Source organism: Schaalia sp. ORNL0103 (assembly GCF_019429565.1).
In the GTDB taxonomy this organism is placed as follows: domain Bacteria; phylum Actinomycetota; class Actinomycetes; order Actinomycetales; family Actinomycetaceae; genus Pauljensenia.
Genome location: NZ_JAHXSA010000004.1, coordinates 1 through 22,557, shown reverse-complemented (window position 1 = coordinate 22,557; position 22,557 = coordinate 1). Strand labels below are relative to the sequence as shown.

The 22,557-nt window shown below is 66.2% G+C and carries 14 protein-coding genes; 6 read left to right on the top strand and 8 right to left on the bottom strand.

Features of this window, described 5'->3' with window-relative positions; translation table 11 throughout:
* Window positions 1-93 precede the first annotated feature (93 nt).
* From JJJ16_RS09585 to JJJ16_RS09570, 4 genes are all read left to right on the top strand, one after another.
* Window positions 94-627 (top strand): phosphoribosyltransferase, encoded by a 534-nt coding sequence (locus tag JJJ16_RS09585; RefSeq protein ID WP_219752555.1) that lies wholly within the window; start codon window positions 94-96, stop codon window positions 625-627.
* Window positions 624-1,313: an AAA family ATPase gene (locus tag JJJ16_RS09580; protein ID WP_219752553.1), complete on the top strand. Its 690-nt coding sequence runs from the start codon at window positions 624-626 to the stop codon at window positions 1,311-1,313. The genes JJJ16_RS09585 and JJJ16_RS09580 overlap by 4 nt, the downstream gene beginning before the upstream one ends.
* Before the next feature lie 211 nt (window positions 1,314-1,524).
* A complete protein-coding gene (locus JJJ16_RS09575) occupies window positions 1,525-2,853 on the top strand; it encodes a cytochrome c biogenesis protein/redoxin (protein WP_219752551.1) in 1,329 nt (442 codons plus the stop codon).
* 520 nt (window positions 2,854-3,373) lie between these two features.
* Complete coding sequence (locus tag JJJ16_RS09570) at window positions 3,374-3,982, top strand: endonuclease domain-containing protein (RefSeq protein WP_318836548.1); 609 nt, start codon at window positions 3,374-3,376, stop codon at window positions 3,980-3,982.
* 142 nt (window positions 3,983-4,124) lie between these two features.
* Here JJJ16_RS09570 and JJJ16_RS09565 read toward each other — a convergent pair whose 3' ends face one another.
* From JJJ16_RS09565 to JJJ16_RS09540, 6 genes are all read right to left on the bottom strand, one after another.
* Window positions 4,125-4,631, bottom strand: coding sequence for a low molecular weight protein-tyrosine-phosphatase (locus JJJ16_RS09565; protein WP_219752549.1), 507 nt, complete (start codon window positions 4,629-4,631; stop codon window positions 4,125-4,127).
* Window positions 4,632-4,722: 91 nt separating this feature from the next.
* Window positions 4,723-5,466: a 5'-methylthioadenosine/S-adenosylhomocysteine nucleosidase gene (gene mtnN, locus JJJ16_RS09560; RefSeq protein WP_219752548.1), complete on the bottom strand. Its 744-nt coding sequence runs from the start codon at window positions 5,464-5,466 to the stop codon at window positions 4,723-4,725.
* A 117-nt stretch (window positions 5,467-5,583) separates the two neighbouring features.
* Window positions 5,584-8,184, bottom strand: coding sequence for a SpaA isopeptide-forming pilin-related protein (locus JJJ16_RS09555; RefSeq protein WP_219752547.1), 2,601 nt, complete (start codon window positions 8,182-8,184; stop codon window positions 5,584-5,586).
* 132 nt (window positions 8,185-8,316) lie between these two features.
* Window positions 8,317-9,447 carry a class C sortase gene (locus tag JJJ16_RS09550; protein ID WP_219752545.1) on the bottom strand — a complete coding sequence of 377 codons (1,131 nt, stop codon included), beginning with the start codon at window positions 9,445-9,447 and terminating at the stop codon, window positions 8,317-8,319.
* Between the two features lie 133 nt (window positions 9,448-9,580).
* The gene (locus JJJ16_RS09545; RefSeq protein ID WP_219752543.1) at window positions 9,581-11,191 is read right to left on the bottom strand and encodes a SpaH/EbpB family LPXTG-anchored major pilin; all 1,611 of its coding nucleotides are present in this window, start codon (window positions 11,189-11,191) and stop codon (window positions 9,581-9,583) included.
* A gap of 81 nt (window positions 11,192-11,272) precedes the next feature.
* On the bottom strand, window positions 11,273-14,263 hold the full coding sequence (locus JJJ16_RS09540; protein ID WP_219752541.1) for a SpaA isopeptide-forming pilin-related protein: 2,991 nt from the start codon (window positions 14,261-14,263) through the stop codon (window positions 11,273-11,275).
* A gap of 1,045 nt (window positions 14,264-15,308) precedes the next feature.
* On the opposite strand from JJJ16_RS09540, the gene JJJ16_RS09535 reads away from it, so the two are divergent.
* Window positions 15,309-17,054: an L-serine ammonia-lyase, iron-sulfur-dependent, subunit alpha gene (locus JJJ16_RS09535; RefSeq protein ID WP_219752539.1), complete on the top strand. Its 1,746-nt coding sequence runs from the start codon at window positions 15,309-15,311 to the stop codon at window positions 17,052-17,054.
* A gap of 208 nt (window positions 17,055-17,262) precedes the next feature.
* Here the strand turns inward: JJJ16_RS09535 and JJJ16_RS09530 are convergent, their stop codons facing one another.
* Window positions 17,263-19,797, bottom strand: a complete 2,535-nt coding sequence (locus tag JJJ16_RS09530) for an FtsX-like permease family protein (RefSeq protein WP_219752537.1) — start codon at window positions 19,795-19,797, stop codon at window positions 17,263-17,265.
* Window positions 19,798-19,828: 31 nt separating this feature from the next.
* Window positions 19,829-20,596 carry an ABC transporter ATP-binding protein gene (locus tag JJJ16_RS09525; protein WP_219752535.1) on the bottom strand — a complete coding sequence of 256 codons (768 nt, stop codon included), beginning with the start codon at window positions 20,594-20,596 and terminating at the stop codon, window positions 19,829-19,831.
* A 571-nt stretch (window positions 20,597-21,167) separates the two neighbouring features.
* Between JJJ16_RS09525 and JJJ16_RS09520 the strand changes: the two genes are divergently transcribed.
* Window positions 21,168-22,175 carry a hypothetical protein gene (locus JJJ16_RS09520; protein WP_219752533.1) on the top strand — a complete coding sequence of 336 codons (1,008 nt, stop codon included), beginning with the start codon at window positions 21,168-21,170 and terminating at the stop codon, window positions 22,173-22,175.
* Window positions 22,176-22,557: the final 382 nt, after the last annotated feature.

The following is a 22,557-nucleotide window of genomic DNA, read 5'->3' as shown; positions in this document are numbered from 1 at the left end:
TGCCCACGTCACAGTTTTATTACCCGTACGGGCGCGCACACACCCGCCCGACGGCGATACCCTTGATCCCAACACCCCCGAGAGAAGGAAGCCATGGGTACCACCGCCAGCCCCGACGCCACCACTGCTCCCGACCGCGAGGTCCTCACCTGGGAGGGCTTTGGCGACGCGTCCCGTGAGCTCACTCAGCAGATCGTCGACTCTGGCTGGATCCCGGACCTGATCGTCGCCATCGCCCGCGGCGGCCTCATCCCGGCTGGCGCCATCGCCTACGCGATGGACGTCAAGGCCATCGGCACCATGAACGTCGAGTTCTACTCCGGCATCGGCGAAACCCTCGACGAGCCCCAGCTCCTTCCCCCGCTCATGGACGTCTCCGCGATGGACGGCAAGCGCGTCCTCGTCGTCGACGACGTCGCCGACTCCGGCAAGACCCTCAAGATGGTCATGGACCTCATCGACGAGCACGGCCTCACTCTCGACGGCTCCGCCGCCGTGCGCGTCGAGGCGCGCAGCGCGGTCATCTACAAGAAGCCCGTGTCCATCATCGAACCCGACTACGTGTGGGCGTACACCGACAAGTGGATCAACTTCCCCTGGTCGACGCTGCCCGTCATCAAGCCGTGACTTCTCTAAGGGCGAGCTCGGGACGGCAGGTGACTGCCGCCCCTCCTGAGCGCGCCCAGGCCTCGTCGATCACCCAGCACATCGTCGAGGCCGTGGCCGAGCGCGCACGCATCGGTGACCCCGTGCGCGTGCTGGGCCTGACCGGCCCTCCCGGGACCGGCAAGACGACGATCGCCGCCGAGCTGGCGCACGCCCTGCCCGAGGCCGGCATCCCGGTCGCGGGCCTGGCGCCCATGGATGGCTTCCACATGTCCAACGCGGTGCTGGCCGCGCGCGGGATCGCGGACCACAAGGGCGCGCCCGACACCTTCGACGTGGGCGGATACGTGGCTCTCCTGGGGCGCGTGCGCCGCGCGGACGGCGTGGTCCTCGCCCCCGACTATCGACGCGACCTGCACGAGCCCGTTGCCGCCTCCCTGCCCGTCGAGGTCGACGGCGTCGTCATTACGGAGGGCAACTACCTGGGCCTCGAGCTGCCCGGCTGGGCGGACGTGCGCGGCCTCATCGACCTGCTCGTCTTTATTGAGACCCCCTTCGAGGAACTCGCCTCGCGCTTGATCGACCGGCACATGAGCTTTGGCCGGGACCGCGCGGACGCCGCACACTGGGTGCGCACGGTGGACGCGGCGAACATGGCCCTCGTCGATCGCACGAAGGAGCGCGCGGACCTGGTCCTGTCGCTGTAACGCCACACCCTCCAAAATGTCGCACGTAATTTCCCTCGGTCAGTTTTAGAGTACGGCTGAAAACCGCATGATTTCAACGATCCGATTTCAAAGTTTGAAATGCCGGGAAGCGAATTACGTGCGACTTTTCAGGGGACGGTCATGCCCAGTTGTCATGCACGCAGCCGACAAGTCGCATGCATTTTCAACTACTTCCAAGTAAGGTGAACCTATGTTCCTCTTGCTCGGCCTTCTTGGTGGCTTCATCACGGGCATCTCCCCGTGCATCCTTCCCGTCCTGCCCGCGCTCTTCCTGGGCGCCGCTGGCTCCCGCGCCTCGAACGAGGCATCCCGGTCCTCCGAGGACGGAAAGGCAGGCGTGGACCCGTCTCTCTTCCGCGTCGCCCCGGGCGTCAACCTGGGTGGAGAAGCGCCAAAGAAGGCAGCAGTGAAGGCCGACGGCAGCGACTCGGTGACGCGGCGCCCCGTGCTCATCGTCCTGGGCCTCGTCACCTCGTTCATGATCATCACGGTCGCGGGTTCGGCGCTGCTGAGCCTGCTACACCTGCCGCAGGCCGTGATCCGATGGACGGGCATCATCCTGCTGCTGGCCGTGGGTATCGGCATGATCGTCCCGAAGATCATGGAGGTGCTCGAGCGCCCCTTCGCGCGCCTGGCACCTCGCACGACGGGCGACAGCGCGGGCTTCGGCCTCGGCCTCGTCCTGGGCGCGGCGTTCGTGCCGTGCGCGGGTCCGGTGCTGACCTCGATCATCGTGGCCTCGAGCTCCGGGCAGATCACGTGGCACATCATCGGCCTAGCCATCTCCTTCGCGATCGGCGTGTCGATCCCGCTGATGATCGTCGCGATCGCCGGTTCGGGCGTCGCGGCCCGCTTCCTGAAGACCCGCCAGCGCCCCCTGCGCATCGCCGCAGGCGTCGCCATGATCGCGCTCGCGCTGGGTATCGCGACGGACGCCCCGATGGCCCTGCAGCGCATGATCCCCGACTACACGGCCTCGCTCGAGGCCAGCACTGAAGGCGCCTGCGAGGACGGCGCGTGCGAGCCCGAGAAGGAGGTCGAGGCAAGCACCGACTTCGCGCAGTGCGCGCGTGGTGGCGCGAAGGATTGCGGCGTCATGCCGACGCTCCAGGCCTCGGAGTGGCTAAACACCCTGGGCCAGCCGTCCGGCACGGTGACGCTCGTGGACTTCTGGTCGAGCTCGTGCACAAACTGCCAGCGCGAGATCCCCGAGCTCGAGGCCATCTACGAGAAGTACAAGGACTACGGCCTGGTCGTCGTGGGCGTGCACTCGCCCCAGCAGGCCTACGAGCGCGACGCTTCGGTCGTGAATGCATCGATCGAGAAGCTGGGCATCACCTACCCGGTGGCGCTGGACCCCGACCTGGAGGCCTTCAAGGCCTACGGTGCGACGGCGTGGCCGACGCACTTCATCGCGGGCTCGGACGGCAAGCTGGTCGCGATGGGCCGCGGCACGAAGGGCGTCGAAGAGCAGATCCGCACTCTCCTCACCGAGGCGGGAGTGTCCCTGCCGGACTGAGTTCTACTTTCCAATTTCGCACGTAATTCCCCCGCGCCTCTTTCAAGATTTGAAATCAGATCGTTGAAATCATGCGGTTTTCGCGAGGTTTCAAAAGGCCTCGGCAGGGAATTACGTGCGAAATTTCTTAGTTATCCACAGATATTTCAAACAGCTCACACGAAGCGTGACAAAGTAGCATGATCTGTACATGGATCTCAACGAAGAGCTACGTAAACGGCACGGAATCACCAAACTATCGAGCTTGCGCCACGCAGAGCTCACTCCCACAATGCTCCCCCAGTCCATCGGACACTACCGAGGCTGGATCTATGACAAGAACAGCTTCACTCTCGATCAGGTTCGCGCTTTTGTATACAACGCGTGCATCTCCTGCGTGAGTGCTGCACAAATTTACGAACTTCCGGTCCTCATGGAGGAACGCCCACAAAAGACCCACCTGTCAGTTTCGTATAACCGCGGAATGCACCCGTCGAAGCTACGCCGATTCGATGACGTATGCGTTCATAGGGAACAGTTCGTGAGCGACGAAGAAAGGCGCACACACGTCGCCAGCATCGGGACAGTCTTGGAGCGAGTGCTCGTCTGCATGCCACTCAAGGTCTCACTCCCGATGCTCGATGCCGCGCGCAACCGTGGCCTTTACGACATCTCAACGCTCACTATCCCACCAACCGGCAGCCGACTGCCTCACCTCAGAGAGGCGCTTTCTCTTTCGTCGGAGCGTGCCCGCTCGATCCTCGAAACCGTTGCCCGCTTGCAGCTCGTCGACATGGGACTGACACCGCAGGTCGGAGTCTGGATCGAAGGAGTTGGTGAGGTCGACATGATCATCCTCGACTTCATCATCATCGAGGTGGATGGGTGGGCCTTCCACTCGTCAAAGGAACAGCGCGAGAAGGACCTCAAGCGCGACCGTGAACTTCTACGGCACGGATACATCGTCCTTCGATTCACCTATGACGACGTCATGAACGGCGACTTTGCGCGAGAGGTCCCGATATCGGTGGCAGCCCTCCGTCTCCTCGTCCCAGAAACCGGACTAGAAGACGCACACGCCACCGTGAAGAACGCTGGCTTCCTCGACATCCTGAGCAGATACTTATCGAGCTATCACCCTCAACACTAATTTCGCACGTAATTCCATCACCACTATTTCAACATTTGAATTCTAAACGTTGAAATCATGCGGTTTTCTCGGGGTAACCCGAAGATCTCCCGGGGGAATTACGTGCGAAATTAATGGGGCAACGAGGAAACAGTCCGCGCGCCTAGCGCACCAGGGCGAGGATCTGCGGAGTGACCCGCTCGATGACCTCGAGGGTGTCCAGGAAGTCCTGGTGGCCGCCGTACCACGGGTCGGGCACGTCACCGCTGCCCTCGGGGTCGAGGTCGCGGTACAGGCAGATGCGCGGCCTCTGCCCCAGGTCGGCGGCGGACTCGGGCGCGCCCTCGTGTTCAACCCCCACGCGCTCGGCGAGGCGCTCCAGGACGCTCAGGTGGCGCGAGGTCATGGCCAGCACGAGGTCCCACTCCCCCAGCTCCCCGGCGCGGATCTGGCGCGCGCGGTGGTCGGGCACGGCGTACCCGGCGTCGCGCAGCACGCGGGCGGCGCGGCGGTCGATCGGGTTGCCCTGCTCTTCGTCGGAAACGCCGGCGCTATCGACGACGACGTCCACGCCGGCGCGCGCGGCGGCCTGTTCGAGAACCGCGTGGGCCATCGTGGATCGGCAGATGTTACCGGTGCACACCATGAGGACGCGGGCGGGGCGGGTCATGATCGTTTCCGTTCGTTCGGGGCGGGGACGAGGCCGGGGCGACGAGGCCGGGCGCGGTTCAGTGGGGGGCCGCAGGGTATAGCCGGGACGCTCAGAGCAGCGTCAGGTAGGCGCGCACGGCCTGGGCACTGTGGGCGGCGGCGCGGGCGCCATCCATGTGGAAGGCCTGGTCGGCGGTGGGGCCGCACAGGTCGGAGACGGCTCGCAGAGAAATCCAGTCGACGTCGGAGGACCAGCAGACCTGGGCCATTGCGCAGGTTTCCATGTCGGTACCGATGGCGTCGGGGAAGCGCTCGCGCATGGGGCCGACATTGGCTTCGGTGCAGAAGGAGTCGGAGGAGACGATGCGCCCGCGGCGCACGGGGTGTTCGATGAGGCCGCGCAGGATGGGCAGGCGCTCTTCGGCGGCTTCGGAGGTGGTGTAGTCGACGGGCATCTGGGGGACCTGGCCCATGGCGTAGCCGAAGGCGGTCGCGTCGGCCTGCCCGTAGATGGCGCGGGTGCCGGCGGCGATGTCGCCGACGTTGATGTCGCGCGCGAGGCCGCCGGTGGTGCCGGCCGCGATGACGATGGGTGCCTCGACGAGGGTGAGGGCGCGCGCGGTCGCGGAGGCGGCGTTGGCCAGGCCGATGCCGGAGGTGACGACCAGGACGGTGCGTCCGTCGAGGATGCCGAGCACGAAGCGCTGGGTCTTGCGGCTGCCCGCGAGGATGGCCTGGGGCGTCTCGTCGTCCCCGATGGGCGCGAGTTCGTGCAGGAGGGGCGCGGCCTCCATGTCCATGGCGGCTTGGATGATGGCGTCGACGCGGATGCGCTCGGGGAAGCTGAGGTTCATGGTTCCCATCGTAGGGGACGAGGCCCGCCGCGGTCGCGCTCGCCTCGCGCGGTGGCGGCACAGCGGGCGCGCACCACAGGGGACGTGAAGCGGGATCGAGCCCCGGCCTCGTGCCGGTCAGGCGGTGCGGCGGCGCGCCCAGGCGCACGCGCCGGCGAGGCCGAGGAGGGCGGCGCCGAGGCCAAGGTGCGGGTAGATGCCCGCGGAGCCGGAGTTGGGCAGGACGCCGACCTGGGTGTCGACGACGCGGATGGCGGGCAGCGCGGCGGCGCCCGTGCCCGCGGAGGCGGGGATGACGCGCACGGAGGTGAAGCCCTCGTCGGAGCCGAAGTCGGTGGTGATCACGGTGGAGGCCGAGGCGTCGGCGCCCACCTCGATGTGGAAGGGCACGGCGCGGGGCAGGAGGACGTGCCCGGCGGGGGCGCGGGTCTCGACGAGCCAGTAGGTCTTGCCGGTCTCGAGGGGCGCGGTGACGAACTGCGATTCGCCGTCGGAGGTGGACACGGGGGTGCCGGTCAGGGCCTCGTTGTCGTAGATCGCGAAGGCGGCGCCCTCAAGCGGGTAGGTGCCGTCCTCGTTGGCCGTGCCGACGGGCTGAGTGCCGGCCTTCTCGATGCGGATGGTGCGCGGGCGGGCGGGCGCGCAGGCCTCGTTGTTGGCGGCGCCGTCATGGTCGTAGGGGCCGGCGACGGAGTTGTAGAGGCCGCGCTTGGGGGTGAGGCGCCCATTCGAGGGGACGCATTCAAGGGCGGCCTCGCTGTATCCGGCGGCCGCCTTGTCACGGGCGACCTTCATGCGGATGAACCAGGTCGCGGACTTTCCGGGTTCGACGGTGGTGCCCTGGGTGAGGACGTAGGTGGCGGCACGATTCTGTTCGCGGACGCTGCGCAGTCCCTCGAGTGAGGTGGCGATCGCCGCGGAGCGCAGGGTGAGGCCGGGCGCGAAGGCCGGGGTGTCGACGAGGCGGCCGGTCGTGCCCGCGATCGTTCCGTCGTTCGTGGCGGTGACACGGTAGGTAACGGTGATCGTATCGCCCGAGGCGCCCTCGACGCTTTCCACGGTCTTGTCGATGCGCAGCTTCGGGGCCTGCTGCTGGATCGTAAAGTTGCAGGTGATCGGCACGGCGGCCGCGGTCTTGGCCGGGGGCACGTCGGAGAAGTCGATGCCACCGGTCATGGGGTCGCGCGTGACGTTGACGGCCTCGCCGATGCCGTTCACGCACGTAATGTCGGTGAGCTCCCAGCGCGCGGAGTTCGGGTCGTCGGAGACCTTCCAGGGGCCGAAGTAGCCGGGTTCGCCGAAGCGCAGCGGGCGGCGCCCGGGGATGCGCGGGCCGGTCTCGGCGATGACGAACTGGGAGTAGCCGGGGATGAAGGCCTGGTAGTCGCTGAGGACGGTGCCGTCCTTGCCGTAGCCCGTGGGGGTCAGGGGGCTGTCCTCGAAGGAGGACCAGTCGACGAAGCCGCCAGCGTTCTCGGCGGTCTTGAGGGGCTCACCCGTGGGCGAGACGAAGTCGCCGATACCCAGCGTCGTGAAGTTGAAGGAGGGGATCTTGCCGCCGATCGCCTCGGATTCCGGGGTGACGGTCTTGGCGATGCGGATGTAGCGCTCCTGGCTGAAGGTGGCGTACAGGCACCCGTAGGAGGTCTTGTTTTCCTTCGAATTGAAGGTGGAGACGGGGGTGACGCCCTCGGGCGGCGTGTCCGGGCAGATGCCGTCACCGCTGGGGGTGAAGCCGGCGATGACGAGGCGGTACGGGATGCCGTCGATCATGACGGTCTTGTTGGAGGTGGTCCGCGAGATCGTCAGGACGTCGTCCGAGTTGGGGCTCTGGTCGGGCGTGCCCGCGGCGTCCGGGTAGGCGGCCGGATTGTTCGTGTAGATATCGCGGTTGCCTCGGCCCTTGCCGACGTGGCGGTAGCAGTACCAGACGCCCGAACCCGCGTCGCGGTTGAGGGCGGCGTAGGGCGCGTTCGCGGGGCAGGAGGATGGGCCGTTGGCGCGCGAGGCAAGCATGTAGGCGCCTTCGTCGCTGAGGGCCGCGGTGGTGTCGGTGTCGTCCGCGGTCTCCTCCTGGTCGAAGGGGAAGGAGTCCTCGATGCCGCCGATGTTGACGTCAATCGACGAGTGGACCCACTGGCTGGCCGAGTGCACCTGGAAGTTGTTGTGCCGCACGGTGCCCAGGAGGAAGGGTTTGCCGATGGGGACGTTGCCCGGGTTGTTGGGCTTGTACCCCAGGGCGTTGGTGTTCTCGGGCGAGATGACGCCGGTGGCGACGGGGTTGGCGGCGGGTAGGCCGCGCGCGATGTAGGTCCAGTAGTCCCCCGACGCGACAGCGGCGTCCAGCATGGGCTGGGCGGTTCCGGCCTGGAGGGGGGACGAGGACTGGGCGGGGTCAGCAGCATCGTAGGGGCCCGCGCCACGCACGGTTCCGACGTAGGCATTGTCGGGAACGCTGGTCGTACGGTTGAAGCCCGAGCCGTTGATGGTGGCCGCTCCGAGCCGGCCGGCGGACGAGGCGACGGGGACGGTGCCGCCGCCGGGGGGCTCGAGCGTGGGGTCTGCGTCGGCGCGCTCGGGGGCGACGAGGCCGGGGAGGGCAGCTGCGCTCACGACGAGGAGGGCGGCCAGGGTACGCGCGACGGCGCGACGAGGCCGGGACTCGGCCCTCGCGTGCGTGGCGCGGCGGGAGCGTGCGCCGCTGGGGTGATGCTCCACAAGCCCTCCAGATCGTTTGACAGTTACTCACTGACTCTAGCGTAAATACGCGGAAACGCGCGGGTGAGCTTGCTCGCTCGCTCGCGCGTTTCCGCGTCTCGGTGCCCCGTGTGGGCCACATGTTGAGGTCGCTTACTGCTTGCCGCGTTCCTCGAGCATCTTCTTGAGGGCGGCGGTGCGGCCGGCGTTGATCTCCTCCTCGGAGATCTGCTCGGCGTCCGTCAGCAGGTCGGGGGCCTCGGGTGCGTCAGATGCGTCGGGGGCGGCGGTCGAGGCCTCGGCGGGCGCACCGGACTCAGCGGAAGACGAAGCGGACTCAGCCCCGGCCTCGTCCCCAGCCTCGGCGGAGGCGAGGGCAGCAGCGGCGGCGCCTTCGATCTCCTGCGGCTCCTCGTTGTTGCGCTTGCGGGAGCGCAGCCAAATGACACCAGCGATGCCCAGGATGACGACGACGGACGCGAGGACGGCGATCATCCACGGCTTCATGACGGCGCCCTTGACCTGCGCGGCTTCGGCGGCCACAGCTTCCTCGTCCATGGGGACGCGCTCGCCGGTCACGAGGAGGCGGTGCGTGTTGACGCCGTAGGGGGTACAGGTGATGAGGGTGGCGAGGTCCTTGCCCTCGACCTTGTTAAGGGACTCGGTCTCGTGGGGCAGGACGACGCGGATGTCGGTGACCTGGTACTTGAGGTGGCGCCCGGCGGTTTCGATGTAGAAGTAGTCGCCCATCTTGACGCTGGTCAGCTGGTCGAACATGGTCGCGTTGCCCAGGCCGGTGTGGCCGGTGAGAACCGTGTGCGTGGATTCGCCGCCGACGGGCAGGGCGGTGCCGAAGAGGTGGCCGACGCCCTTGTCGAGCGTCGCGGTGTCGGTGCCGTGGTAGATCGGCAGGTTGACGTCGATCGAGGGGATCTTGATGGTCGCCATGACGTCATTGAGGTTGAGCTGGCTCAGGTAGTCCTGGTATTGGGCGGTGCCGGGGCGCTGGGCGTCCAGCCAGGGGTCGAGGATCGGCGACTCGGAGGCCTTGAGGTTGTATTCGTCGGCGCGGCGAAGGTTTTCGGCGACGGCGTCGGGGCCGGCCTGCTCGGCGACGGCGCTGAATTCGGAGGCGATGCGCTCTTGGCGCGCGTTGTTGTACTGGGTCGCGAAGACGGGGTACAGGAGGACCAGGATGCCGGCCAGCAGCAGGATCGGGGGCGCGATCGTCAGGAGACGCCACTTGAGGGGTGTCTTCTTCTTGTCGGGCGCTTGGGTGCTCACGCTTTCTCCGTTCATTGCCGAGGCCGTGAAAGTTTGTCTGGTTACAGGGTAGTACCGCTGGGGGCGGTTGCGGGCAACGCAAGGGGGGTGTGGACCCGCGGGTCCACACCCCCCTGTGTGTCGCTAGCTAGGCTCAGGCGTCAGCCTGCTCCTTGCGGCGCTTGTTGGCCAGCGCGATCGCACCGGAGCCGCCCACGAGGAGGGCGCCGGCGCCGATCAGCACGCCGATGCCGGCAGCACCGGTCAGCGGCAGGTTGAAGCCACCGTTCTTCGGGACGTCCTTCACCGTGGTGTTGAGGGTGTACTCGTTGTCAGCGGTGGAGTTGGACTCGAGGACCTGGAAGGCGATCGGGCGGGTCTGGAGCTCGAAGCCCTCGGGGGCCTTGGTCTCAACGAGGCAGTAGTAGCCGGGGTTGGCGACCTTGGCGTTGTTCGCCCAGTCGTTGTTGCGCAGGCCGTCGATGGTGACCTCACCGTTGGCGTCGGTCACGTAGGTCGTGGTGCCGGCGGGCGACAGCTTCTTGTCGAGGGTCGCGTCAACGGACTCGAAGTTCGCGGTCGGGGTCGTCTGAGGCGTGCACTGGTAGACCTCGAACTCGGCGCCCTTCAGCTTGGCGGTGGTGTCCACGGAGGAGACCTTCGTGATCTTCACCTTGCCGAACTTGGAGACGACCTCGGAGTTCGGGTAATCCGGCGGGGGAACCTCACCCGAGTTGGGCTTCCAGCCGTTGGAGGGGGCGTTGGGGAGCAGGATGGCCTTGTTCTTGAACAGGCCGTCAGCCTCAACCTTGTCCTTGACGGTGCCGGCCAGGTCCATCTGGACCTTGGTGTTGTCGTCCTTGCGGTTGGCGACGAGCTTGGCGCGGCCGTCAGCGGTGAACTCGGCGGTCCAGAACTTGGTCTTGCCGTCGGTGCCGTCAGCGGCGATCAGCTTGTAGTCGGTGCCCTTGGCCAGGGTGACGTCGCCGTTCTTGCCGTTGATGATCTTCAGGGCGATGTCGGCCTCGGGCAGCTCCACGCGCTTGTCGTACTGGTCGACGACGTCGTAGAAGTCGAGGGCCTCAGCGGCGGGGATGTCCGACTTGATGGTGTAGGAGATCGCGGAGCCGATGGCAGGGGTGTTCTCGTCGGCGACGGTCTTCTCGATGCCAGCCTTGGAGTTCTTCGGGTAGGCGTGGACATCGTAGACCCACTTGTTCAGCTCGGTCGGGTGCGTCATGGGCACCGTGATGATGAAGGACTTCGCGCCGACGTAGCCGGCGGGGGTCTCGGTCTCGGTCACGACGTAGGCGCCGAGGGGGAGGTTATCGAAGGTGGCCAGGCCGTCCGCACCGGTGGTCTGCTCGCCCTTCTTTTCAGCGCCTGCAGCCTTCGCGGTCTCAACGTTGCCGTTGTAACCAGCGAGCTTCTCCCAGCCGGCCTGCGTGGTGAGGTCGACGGTGGTCAGCTTCTCGACGGTGAACTTGGCGCCAGCGAGGGGGGTGCCGGAAGCGTTGGGATCCTCGAGGCCGTTGCCAGCGGTGGTGCCGTTGGTGGCGTCCTTGACCAGCTTGTGGATCTTGATGGAGCCGGTCTTGGAGGTGTCGAGGTCGACCAGCGAGGGGGCGCGCTCGGTCGTGGCAGCGAGGCCGAAGGCGGGGGCAGCCTGGGTCGCGGAGGTGGCGGCGGGCAGGGCCAGCGCGCCGGCGGCGACGGCGAAGGCTGCGAGCAGGCTCAGGCTGCGGCGGGTCTTCGTGGTGCTCATAGGTTTTCTTTCTCCTGTGTGTGTGATTTCGGGAGTTTTTTCTGATGGTGGGTCTCGTGGTCACGGGACCTCATGGGTGGCTCAGGCGATTGCCTTGCGCCTCTTGGTGGTGACCACGGTCATCACCATCGCCCCGGTCATCAGCACAGCTGCGGCGCCGATGTAGGGGTAGATTCCGGTGCTGCCGGCCTTGGGCAGCTCGCCAACCTCGGTGTCCTTGACAACGATGGTGGCCTTGCGGGTTCCGGCGACCAGGAAGCCCTTGTCGCCAGGGAGGCTGTTGGCCTCCGAGGAGAAGCCCTGGACGGCGCTCTTGGCCCACTTATTCGCGTCCGTGAGGTCGCCTTTGAGCTCAACCGTCGTGCCAGAGCCGGTGGCTCGGGATGTCAGCTTGAACTCGATGGGCTGTGGCAGGAGCGAGTGTCCCGCGGGGGCCTTGGTCTCGACCAGCCAGTAGGTGGTGTCGATGTTCAGGTCGTTGACGGACCAGTAGTAGCCGTCGGTCGCGGTCGCCTGGGTCAGGGTCTTGACCACGGTGGCATTCGCATCAGTATTCGGGTTGGCGTTGTAGATCGCGAACTCGGCGCCCGACAGGGGGTACAGCTTGGCTCCACTGGGGCTCGTGTACTGGTTATCGGCGTCCGCGAAGGCCTTGCCCGTGTTCTGCGTGCCAGCCTTCACCACCACGAAGTCGTGGGGAACGGTCGGGCCACAGGCCTTGTTGTTGCTCGTACCGTCGGAGTCCTTGCCGTTCTCAGCCAGGACCTCGTTGAAGAGACCCTTGCCGGGGGCGAACTCGTTGTTTCCGTTGACGGAGCAGGCCAGGTTGGCCTCGTTGTAGCCGGCGGCGGCGGGGTTACGGACGACCGCGAAGCGGATCCAGTATTCCTTGGTGGCCCCCGGGGCCAGCTCGACGCCGTCGGTCAGCGTGTAGACGCCGTTCGTGGCGGTCGCGTTGGACGCGGAGTCCAGGCCAGCCTGGGTCTCGGCGATCTTCGCGGACTGGATCTCGAGACCCTTGGCGAAGTCGGGCTTGTCGGTGAGCTTGCCGGTGTTGGCGGCCAGCGAGCCGTCGTTGGTGGCGACGATCTTGTAGTCCACGTTGAAGCTCGTGGCGCCATTGGCACCGCCGTTCGCCTCGATGGACTTCTCAACGCGCAGCTTGGGAGCCTGGTATTCGTTCACGAACGTACAGGTGATGGGGGCTGCCTCGTTGGACGCTGCGCCGCCGACGTTCTTGAAGTTGACGCCGCGCTCGGTCTTGGTCACGGCGACGTCTTCACCGATGCCGTTGACGCACTTGATGTCCTTGAGGTTCCACTTGTCGTCGCCGCCGGTCGAGATGTCCTTCTCCGTAATGGTGAAGTCGGAGTTACCGACCTCGAAGGGGATGAAGGTCGAGTCGTACTTCGCCTGGTCCTCACCGAAGGCGGTGGGGGTCAGCGACGCGGCCGGGTCGGCGGGTGCCATGTACTTGTCGCGCGCCGGGGCGGACGCGGCCGTGGGCTTCGTGACCGACACGGTGCCGGTGGTCGCCGGGGTACGGTCAGTGTTGTCCGCCCACGCGTCGCCCGTGGTCACCGCGAAGTTGGCAGCAGGGATCGCCGGGTTGGCACCCGACGGGTCCTCGACGGCCTTCGCGATGCGCACGGAGCGCTCCTCGGTGATGACGCCGTAGAGGCAGGCGTAGTTAACCGAGAGTTCCTGCGTCACGAAGTAGTCGGTGCGCTTGGCGTCAGCCGGCGGGGTCGCCGGGCAGTTCGCCGTCGGGATGGAGTTGAAGTTCTCCGGGGTCAGGAAGTTGGTCGCATTCGTCGCAGGGGTGAAGCCCCACAGCTGCAAGCGGTAGGTGCGGCCGTTCTTCGTAAAGGTCTTGTCGGAGACAGTCTTCTCCAACTTAACGGTGTCGGAGACGTAGGGGTTCTCGTTGACGTTACCCTTCGCGCCCGGCCAGGTGCGAGGGGTGACCTCTTCCTTCACGAGCTGGTTGTGAGGCTGCTCTGCACCGCCGTTGTAGTACTGGCTGTACAGGTCGTAGTCACCGTTGCCCTCGCCCACGTACTTGACACAGTACATGCGTCCAGAACGGGATTCGGGCTTGTTGACGTAACCCTGCGAGCGATCCGCCGCGTTCACCGGGTCCGGCTCATAGGCGGGACCGATGAAGTCGCCGGAAAGCGTGTTACCGGGACGACCCGCTTCGCCATTAAGAACAAGGTCACGAGGGAACTTGTTGTTAATTTTTTGGGTGGCATCCCAGCCGTTTCGACCAAACTGGGGGGAGCACAAGCCGGCCACGCCATCCGTCTTCACGTAGGCGCCACCCTTGCGGTAAATGATCGTCGAGGCCAGCGTGTTGAAGGTCTCGTGGTTGATGAAGGGGAAGGCTTCGCCCTGGTCCCCAGGAATCAGGCCAGTGAACTTCAGGTTCAGGCTCGAGACGAAGTAGGGCTGGCCAAGAGCACCAGCAGCTTGCCCGATGGGCAGGTTGTTGTGGCGAATCGCGCCAAGAAGGAAGGTCTGACCCGGATCAACCTTGCCCGGGTCGTTCGGCTTGAAGCCGATGGCACTCTGTCCATTCACCCAGATCTTCGTGGGGTCGGCAGCCCACTTGTCATAGTGCGACTGCATCCAGGCTTTGCTGGCAGCAGTATCGCCCCAGTCAGCGGTCTGGTTGTCCCACTTCCACGGTGTGCCGCGGGCGATGTAGGTCCAAAGATCCTGAGTCTTCGTGGTCTCGCCACCCAGCCAGGTAGTCAGCTTCTGATTGCTGGATCGCTTTCGATCTTCGGTCATGCCGACGACGACGCCGTAACGGATGCTGTCATTCAAGTCAGAGCCGGTCGGGGTCTCGCGAGTATGCCCCTCGCCCATGATCGCATCGACCAAACCGACATCAATCTTGGTAGCACCGGGCTCCTGGGCGGCCTGAGCCGCCTGGGGGGCGGCGACCTGGGAGACGACCAGCGTGCTGGCGGCAGTTGCCACGACAGCCAGGGCGGCCAGGGCGCGGGACGCGACTCCTGCTCGCTTGGTCCGCGCGTGGCCTGCGCGCGCTCGACTCGTTGCCATTAATCGCTCTCCTTGAAGACTATTGCTTCGCTGTGTCGTACTCGGGGGATGTTCCGAGAGGTTTTTCCACAACCGTGATGACACTCAGCGTACGACGCGGTTACCGAAAAATGCAACCCATTTTCTTCAGCTTTGTGAGTGGGCTACATTACAGAAAAACAGTAAAGCTATATTTCCGCAGAATAACGCGGTTTGACCTAGTGGTTTCAATCTATGAAAACGCGTCTTTTCGGTGATTTTTATCTTTTTTAACGGCTGGAAACAAATCATAATGCGGAATTTTGCCAAGCTTGACACTACCCCTCTAAATTCACCACTGAGCCCATTTTCAGCACTCTGTCACCCCCAAACTGTCAAGCATTACAACGAAAACCCTTTATCCTGTCATCCATTTCCGCTCAAACTTCTTCCCACCTGCGAAAACATAGGACTTCGGTCCCACCTGCGAAAAAAATAGGACTTCAGACCCATCTGCGCCCCAGATGCTCGCAGGCGCTCCCCAACCACACCCCTCCCTCCCCAAAGTCGCACGTAATTCCTCCAGGGCCTCATTCATCGACAGCTCAAAAACCGCGGAATATCAACGATCCGATTTCAAACTCTGAAACATTCTCAAGGGAATTACGTGCAAAATTGCTGAGCTGCACCACGGTTCCTGGGGCACCCCGCCCGGGGCCGCCGCGGGGCCTGCGGGGTCTGGCCGCGGTGCCGGTGGGCGGCGGCAGGGCCAGGACAAGCACGCGCACGCCCGATCGGAGGCCGACGCGTGGCCTGCGAGGCCTGGCCGGGCTTCGAGACGACGCGCCAGGCCACACCCCAGCGACCAGGCGCCGCCGGTGTGGAGGGCGCCGGAGGGACAAGATGGCACGGGCGGGCTTCGAGATCGACCACTCCGAGCGAAGCTCGCGTGTGGCGATCTCGCGGGCGGGCCGCCGCCCACCGGCACACACAGCGGCCCGGCCCATTCAGGCAGGCCACGCGGCGGCCGGAAATCTGGCGGGCCACAACAGGCAGTCCCCCGGGCGGCTGCTGCACAATAGTCCCCATGGATCTTCGCCCCGTCGCCCTCGGCGCATCAGTTACGACATACGACCCGTCGCGTCCCACGCCCGCAGCTATCGTCTCGGGTGAGGTGGCCGCGCACGATGCGCCGCACCCTCTGTCGGTCTTCGACATGTTCCGCATTGGTATCGGGCCGTCCTCGTCGCACACGGTGGGTCCGATGCGCGCGGGCCTGGCGTTTACGACGGAGCTGACGACGCTGAAGCCGCCGTCGCACATCACGATTGACCTGTTCGGTTCGCTGGGTGCGACGGGCCGCGGCCACTCGACGGACCGCGCGGTCCTCCTCGGCCTGGCGGGCTACGACCCGGAGACGGTGGACATCGAGACGGTGGAGTCCATCCTGCCGACCCTGGCCTCGTCGAACATGCTGACGCTGCCGAGCGGCACACAGGTCCCCCTCAACATCGCCGAGGACGTGCGTTTCGTGCCGCGCACGGTCCTGCCGTATCACGTGAACGCGCTGACGATCACGGCTTCCGACGAGGACGGCACCGTCATCCTGGAGCGCACCTATTATTCGGTGGGCGGCGGCTTCGTCATGATTCAGACGAATGACGACCCGCTGAACCCGGAGGTTTCTTCGCTCGCGACGAGCCAGGCGGGCGTCGGCATCGACGTTCCCGCGCCGCACCCATTTGCGTCGGGTGCGCAACTGCTCGCCGCGTGCGACGCGTCCGGCCTGAGCATCGCGGACCTCGTGCGCAGGAACGAGGAGGCGGTGCGCCCGCGCGAGACAGTCAACGCCTACCTGGATCGCATCGCCGACACGATGTTCGACTGCGTGGACGCGGGCACCTCGGCGGCGGGCATCCTGCCGGGCGGCCTGGACGTGCCGCGCCGCGCCCGCGCGCTCGCCGGCCAGCTGGCGGAGCGCCTGACGGGCATCCCCTCTTCTTCGTCGGACGAGGCCGGGGCCTCCTCGGGCGCATCTCCCGCGGACGGGGTGCGCTCCCCAGGCGCGCGCGCCTGGGTGTCGACCGTGGCCGACCCGATGCGGGCGATGGACTGGGTGAACCTTTTTGCCCTGGCCGTCAACGAGGAGAACGCGGCGGGCCACCGCGTCGTGACGGCGCCGACGAACGGCGCGGCCGGCGTCATCCCTGCGGTGCTCGGTTACCTGGTGACGCACTGCCCTGAGACGGGTTCGACGCCCGGTGTGGCGGCGGGCCCTGCGACGGAGGACGGCGCGGTCACCCCGCTGGCACACATTCGCATGTCGTCCGACGGCTCCTCGGAGGATGCTGCCGACGATCCCACGTCGCCCGAGGCCTGCGCGGCCCGCCGCCGCACTCTCGTGCACGACTTCCTGCTGGCGGCGACGGCGATCGGCGCCCTGATTAAGACGAACGCGTCCATCGCGGGCGCGGAGGTCGGTTGCCAGGGCGAGGTCGGGTCGGCCTCGGCGATGGCGGCCGCCGGCCTGGCGCAGGCCCTCGGCGGCACCCCGCAGCAGGTGGAGAACGCGGCGGAGATCGCGATGGAGCACTCGCTGGGCCTGACGTGCGACCCGGTGGCGGGCCTCGTGCAGGTGCCGTGCATCGAGCGCAACGCGATCGCGGCCGTCAAGGCGATCAACGCCGCGCGCATGGCCCTGTGGGGCGACGGCCGCCACACGGTGAGCCTGGACGTGGTCATCGAGACGATGCGCCAGACCGGCAACGACATGCTCTCGAAGTACAAGGAGACCTCGGAGGGCGGCCTGGCCGTCAACGTCGTGGAGTGCTGAGGCCTGCGGGGCTTCGAGACGAGGCGCCGAGCGAAGTGAGGTCGCCTAGCCTCGCGGGCGGCCGGGGCCTCCGGCGCCCGGAACACCCGTGGGGCCACAAGCAACACCACACAGCAGCACCACGCAGACCCGCATGCCAACGGGTGGGGCGCCTTCCGGCACCCCACCCGTCATCAACACCCATCAACACCCGTTGATCAGCAAGGATTCACTCCGTCGCCAGCGCCTCCGAGGGGCTGACCTTCGCGGCCCGGCGGCCGGGCAGCCACGAGGCGATCAGTGCGGACACGATGGCCACGACGCACACGCCGACCAGCTGCAGCCACGGCACGCTCAGCACCGGGGTAGCCCCCTCGATCGGCAGGGACATCACGCCGACCCACCCGAAGGCGACGCCCATGCCGACGCCGATCAGCGCGCCGGTCAAGGACAGGAACAGCGCCTCGAGGGCGAGGAGGCTCTTCATCTGGCGTCGCGTCAGGCCGAGGGCCCGCAGCAGCCCGTTTTCGCGGGTGCGTTCGGCGACCGACAGGGACAGCGTGTTGGCCACGCCCACCAGGGACACGAGGACGGAGACACCCAGCAGTCCGACGAGGACGAGCATGAGCCGGTCGATGATCTTCGTGTACATCTGGCGCTCCAGCGCGGAGCCGTTGACACTCAGGCGCGAGTCCTTGAGCAGCGCGGCCTGGACGGTCTCGGCATCGGCTCCGTCGGCCATCTTGATGATGATCGCCTGACGCTCGAGAGAGCTCGCGATAGACCGCAGGGTCCTCTCGGAGACCTGGGCCTGCCCGACGCTGCCGTTCTTGTCGTACGTGGCGCTCAGGTCCACGCACGTGTCGGCGCACAGGCGCAGCGTCTGCCCGGCCAGGGCCTCGTCGCCGACGCGCACCTGGTTATCGCCCAGCTGGGTGACGGTCGAGTGGGTGACACCCGTGTAGTCGGGTTCTCCGGTGATCATGACCGACGAGGCCTGGGCCTCGTCCTCCGACCCGCTTCCCTCTCCGGGAGCGTAGGCGGGCGCGCCCGACGTGGTCGTCAGGGTGCCGGGGGCGGCGTACTGGGCGACGGTGGCGGCGACGCCGTCGGTGGCCGCGATGGCGGCCTGCTGGTCGTCGGTGAGCGCTCCGCTCGTGGAGGTGGCCATGAGATCGAAGGGGCGCGCGTCGTTCACGGCGTTGGTCAGCGTGGTGCGCACGGAGGCGGCGCCGACGATGATGGTGACGACGAGGGTCACGCCGATGATGATCGCGGTGCCGGTCGCGGAGGTGCGGCCGGGGTTGCGCATGGTGTTCTCGCGGGCCATGGCGGACAGGGTGCCCGGGAAGGCTGCGCCGAACGCGCGGGTGAGGGCGGGCAGCAGCACGGAGGCGACGAGCAGCGCGCCGAGGAGCGCCAGGAGCGACCCACCGAAAGCCCCGAGGAATTTCGTGCCGCCGCTATCCGAGCGCCACGCGAGGGCCACAGCTCCGCATCCGGCCACCGCGATGAGCGCGCCGATGATGAAGCGGACGGTGTGCTTCTTGCGGGCGGCGGCCCCGGCCTCGTTCACGGGGGCGAGGGCGGCGACAGGTGCGACGCGGGAGGCCACACGGGCCGGGAAGACGCCAACCAGGGTCGTGAACAGGGTGGCGCCCAACCACGTGAGGACGAGCTGCCAGACGGAGGCCCCCGCCAGCGCTGCGACGACGCTAGAGGCCAGGCCGGTGCCCGCCTCCGCGAGCGCGCCAATCAGCCAGCCGAGTGCGACGCCAATCGCGGACGAGATCGCTCCGATCGCGAGGGCCTCGCGGGTCACGAGCGAGCGGACCTGTCGCCTGGTTGCTCCCAGCGTGCGCAGCAGCGCCAGTTCGCGGGTGCGCTGCGTGAGCACCACTCGGAAGGTCGAGGAGACGACGATAGAGGCCACGAGCGCCGCGATCGCCGGGAAGATCAGCATGATGCCCATCGTCACGGATGCTCCCAGGCGCGCCTGGTTGAGGTCGTCCTGGATTGCCTTGTGCACGCTGGTCATGGTCACGCCCGAGATGCCGCTGAGCGCGGAGTTTGCTGTCGCCACCCATTCGTCCTGGGTGGCGCTGGGAGGGTTTGCGTTGCTGTCCGTATCCGATCCGGAAGTCGCGACGATGAACTGCCCGGAGGCGGTCGTTCCGAAGATCGCAGAGAATCCGCCGTCGGTCACGTAGCTAGCGGGCACGCCCATGCTGATGGTGTTCGAGCGCGTGGTGCCGACGATGGTGAGGGTGCGGTAGTCGCCCTCGGTGAATCCGGCGCGCACGCGGACGGTGTCGCCGACCTTCAGCGAGAGGGTCAAGGCCGTGTGCTCGGGGATGGCGATCTGGTCGTCGGCGGTCGGGGCGGTTCCGGCGCTCAGGTCAAGGTCGGCGAAGGGCTTGGGGGCCAGCGGCGACACGTAGAGGCCAGCGCGCGTCGCGTCGGTTTGGGCGTCGGCGGGCCACTGGGCCATGTGCTTGATGGCGGTGACGCCGCTGGTTGCTGCCAGGATTTCTTCGGCGCGCTGAGTCGACTCGTCGGTCGCGTCAGCGTTTTGAGAGACGACGATCGTGCCGCCGCGGTACTGCTGGTAGACGCTGGAGGTCAGGCCCGAGGTCATCGCCGTCATGACGATGAGGGTGATGACGATAAAGGCCGTGGAGATGGCGACGGCGAGGCCGGTGGAGATGTAGCGGCGGCCGTGGGAGCGCAGGTTGGCGCGCAGGAGGGAGTTTGTTGCAGACATGAGATGAGCCTTGGGGAGTGGGCGCGCGCGTTCAGTGCAGCGCCGCGGTGAGGGAGTCGGCGGTGACGTCGCGCAGGTCGGAGACGATGCGGCCGTCTCGGCACACGAGGACGCGGTCCGCGTAGGCGGCGGTGGAGGTGTCGTGGGTGACCATGATGACGCTCTGGCCAAGTTCGTCGACGGCGCGGCGCAGCAGGTCCATGACCTCGGTGGTCGAGTGCGAGTCGAGGTTGCCGGTGGGCTCATCCGCGACGATGACGGCGGGGCGGCTCATGAGGGCGCGGGCGACGGCGACGCGCTGCTGCTGGCCACCGGACATCTCGGAGGGGCGGTGGCTCAGGCGGTCCGCGATGCCCAGGGAGTTGACGATGAGGTCGAACCATCCCTTCTCGGGGGTGGCCCCGGCCAGGCGCATGGGCAGGAGGATATTGGCGCGGGCGTCCAGGGTGGGCACCAGGTTGAATGACTGGAAGACGAAGCCGATGCGGTCGCGGCGCAGCTTGGTCAGCGCGGTGTCTTTGAGGGCGGTGATGTCGGTGTCTTCGACGAAGACGTGCCCGGAGGTGGGGGCGTCGAGGCCGGCGAGGATGTGCATCATCGTGGATTTGCCGGAGCCGGAGGGGCCCATGATGGCGGTGAATTCGCCGGCACCGAAGCCGACACTCACGTCGTCGAGGGCGCGCACCTGAGCGTCGCCGCTTCCGTAGATCTTGGAGACGCCCTGGAGTCGGACGATGGACGAAGCCGGGGCCCCTTGGTCGGCCACGGGGGCCTGCGCGATTGTCGTGTTCGTGTTCATGCATCCATCGTGCACCTGCGGCGGGCGTCACCGCTACGGTGGTTTCCCCTGATTCATCCCCGAGACCACCCGGGGTACCCTCGGGGGTGCTCGGCCGCCCTACCCCGGTGCTGTGACCGTTGAAATTCCCGTGTTATGTGCCTGCGGGGTTGTTGGTCCTGGCCACGCCGCCCGCGGGCTGCGGTACCTGCTGCGGTACCTGCTGCGGGGCCTGGCTGCAGCACCCAGGAGTGATAGCAGAGACACATACCCGAAATTCCGCATGCAATTCGGTTGCATGAACTTTCAATAACCTCCGGAATCGCTGCAATTCCAACGACGCCAATTCAAATCCTGAAAGAGCCACGGGGGGAATTGCATGCGAAATTGGTCGGCACGCAATAGACGCGTTGGCCTGGCTGTGATGCCCCCGGCCATACCCACAGAAGCCCGGTCTCGCCCAACCACACCACTCACGCGCCCAAAACGCAGACCACCTCGCCCAAAACACCCCAAATTCACGCATTTTCACCGAAGTGGTCTGCGTTTTGGGCGATTCCCCTACAATCGGAGCAAGTCAAAGGAGACCACGATGGACGCATCTGCAATCCGCGCCGTTGCGGGGCACGCACACACCACCAGGGGTGCGACGAGCACCAAGCGCCGACGACTCGCTCGACATGCACAGCTTGGCGAGCTGACAAGGATTGCGCCGGGTTATTACCTCGATACTGTGGCCATTACTGCACACCCTGACCCCGGCACGGTGGTTGCTATCGCACGGCTCGCCGCCATCCAGAACAAGCACCCTCACCTCATCTCCTCAGGACCGACGGCGGCATGGCTGTTCGGCCTGCCGCTTCTGGAAGCGCATCCGCTCCACGTCACGACGATATCGAACCAACACCCAAGTCCGATTAACCTTCCCAAAATCCACGCGGGTTCACTACATTTTCCGGCCATGGCTGTGCGCCCCCACCGGCCTCGCAATGGGCGGTCACCCGCGATGATTCGTCACAACGGAGACTTGCTCAGCACTACCCTCGAAGATACGGTCGTTGATTGCGCATTGTTCCTTGATGAAGAGGAGGCGTTCGTCGTCGCGTGCGCAGGCTTGCATGAACTGGCTCGATACCGCCGTTTCTACCGCAATGATTCCCGTCAGCGTGAAGAACACAGCCGCGAGCGGCTGCTGCGTTTGCTCGGCGTATCCTCACAAGGCAGAAAGCACGCAATCTCAGCACGTTGGGTCGTAAGACACGCAGATGCAGGATGCGAAAGTGCGGGGGAATCGCGACTGCTCTACCTACTGACAAAGGGTGGCCTGCAGGGGTTGGAAACTCAGTACCCGGTCTCAGCAGCGAATAAGTGGTACTTCATCGACATCGCCATTCCGGCACAGAGGATCGGGATCGAGTTCGATGGCCGCGGCAAGTACGGTTCCGATGTTGACTCGGTCCACCGCTCCATCGAGGCCGAGGAGCGCCGCCAGCGCTTACTCGAGGCTCAGGGATGGCAGATCCGCCGCTTCCGATGGGAAGCACTCGCCCGCCCCGCGGAAGTCATCGCGCAGATTCGGGCGTTGTATGGCCGTGAATAGCTCAGTCGCGCAAGGTTGATTCTCAAACAGGCTCTGGTGATAACAATCGGAACACGGCGCACGGCGCACGGCGAGAATAGCGCACACCACCATGATGGGATCCAACCCGCCCCTGCATACTTGGGATGCCGCGTCCATTTGAAGGACTCCGCATTGTCCCACACTGCCCCTCGCCCTACTCATAACCGCCATGCGCCCAAAACGCAGACCACCTCGCCCAAAACACCCCAAATTCACGCATTTTCACCGAAGTGGTCTGCGTTTTGGGCGATTCCCTGCCCAGCACCGGTCGATTGGAGGGGTTGGAAGGCCCCGGAGGGACCGGAGGGCCTGGCTGCGGTGCCCGTGGGCGGTGGCGGGGCCTGGCCGGGCATCGAGACGA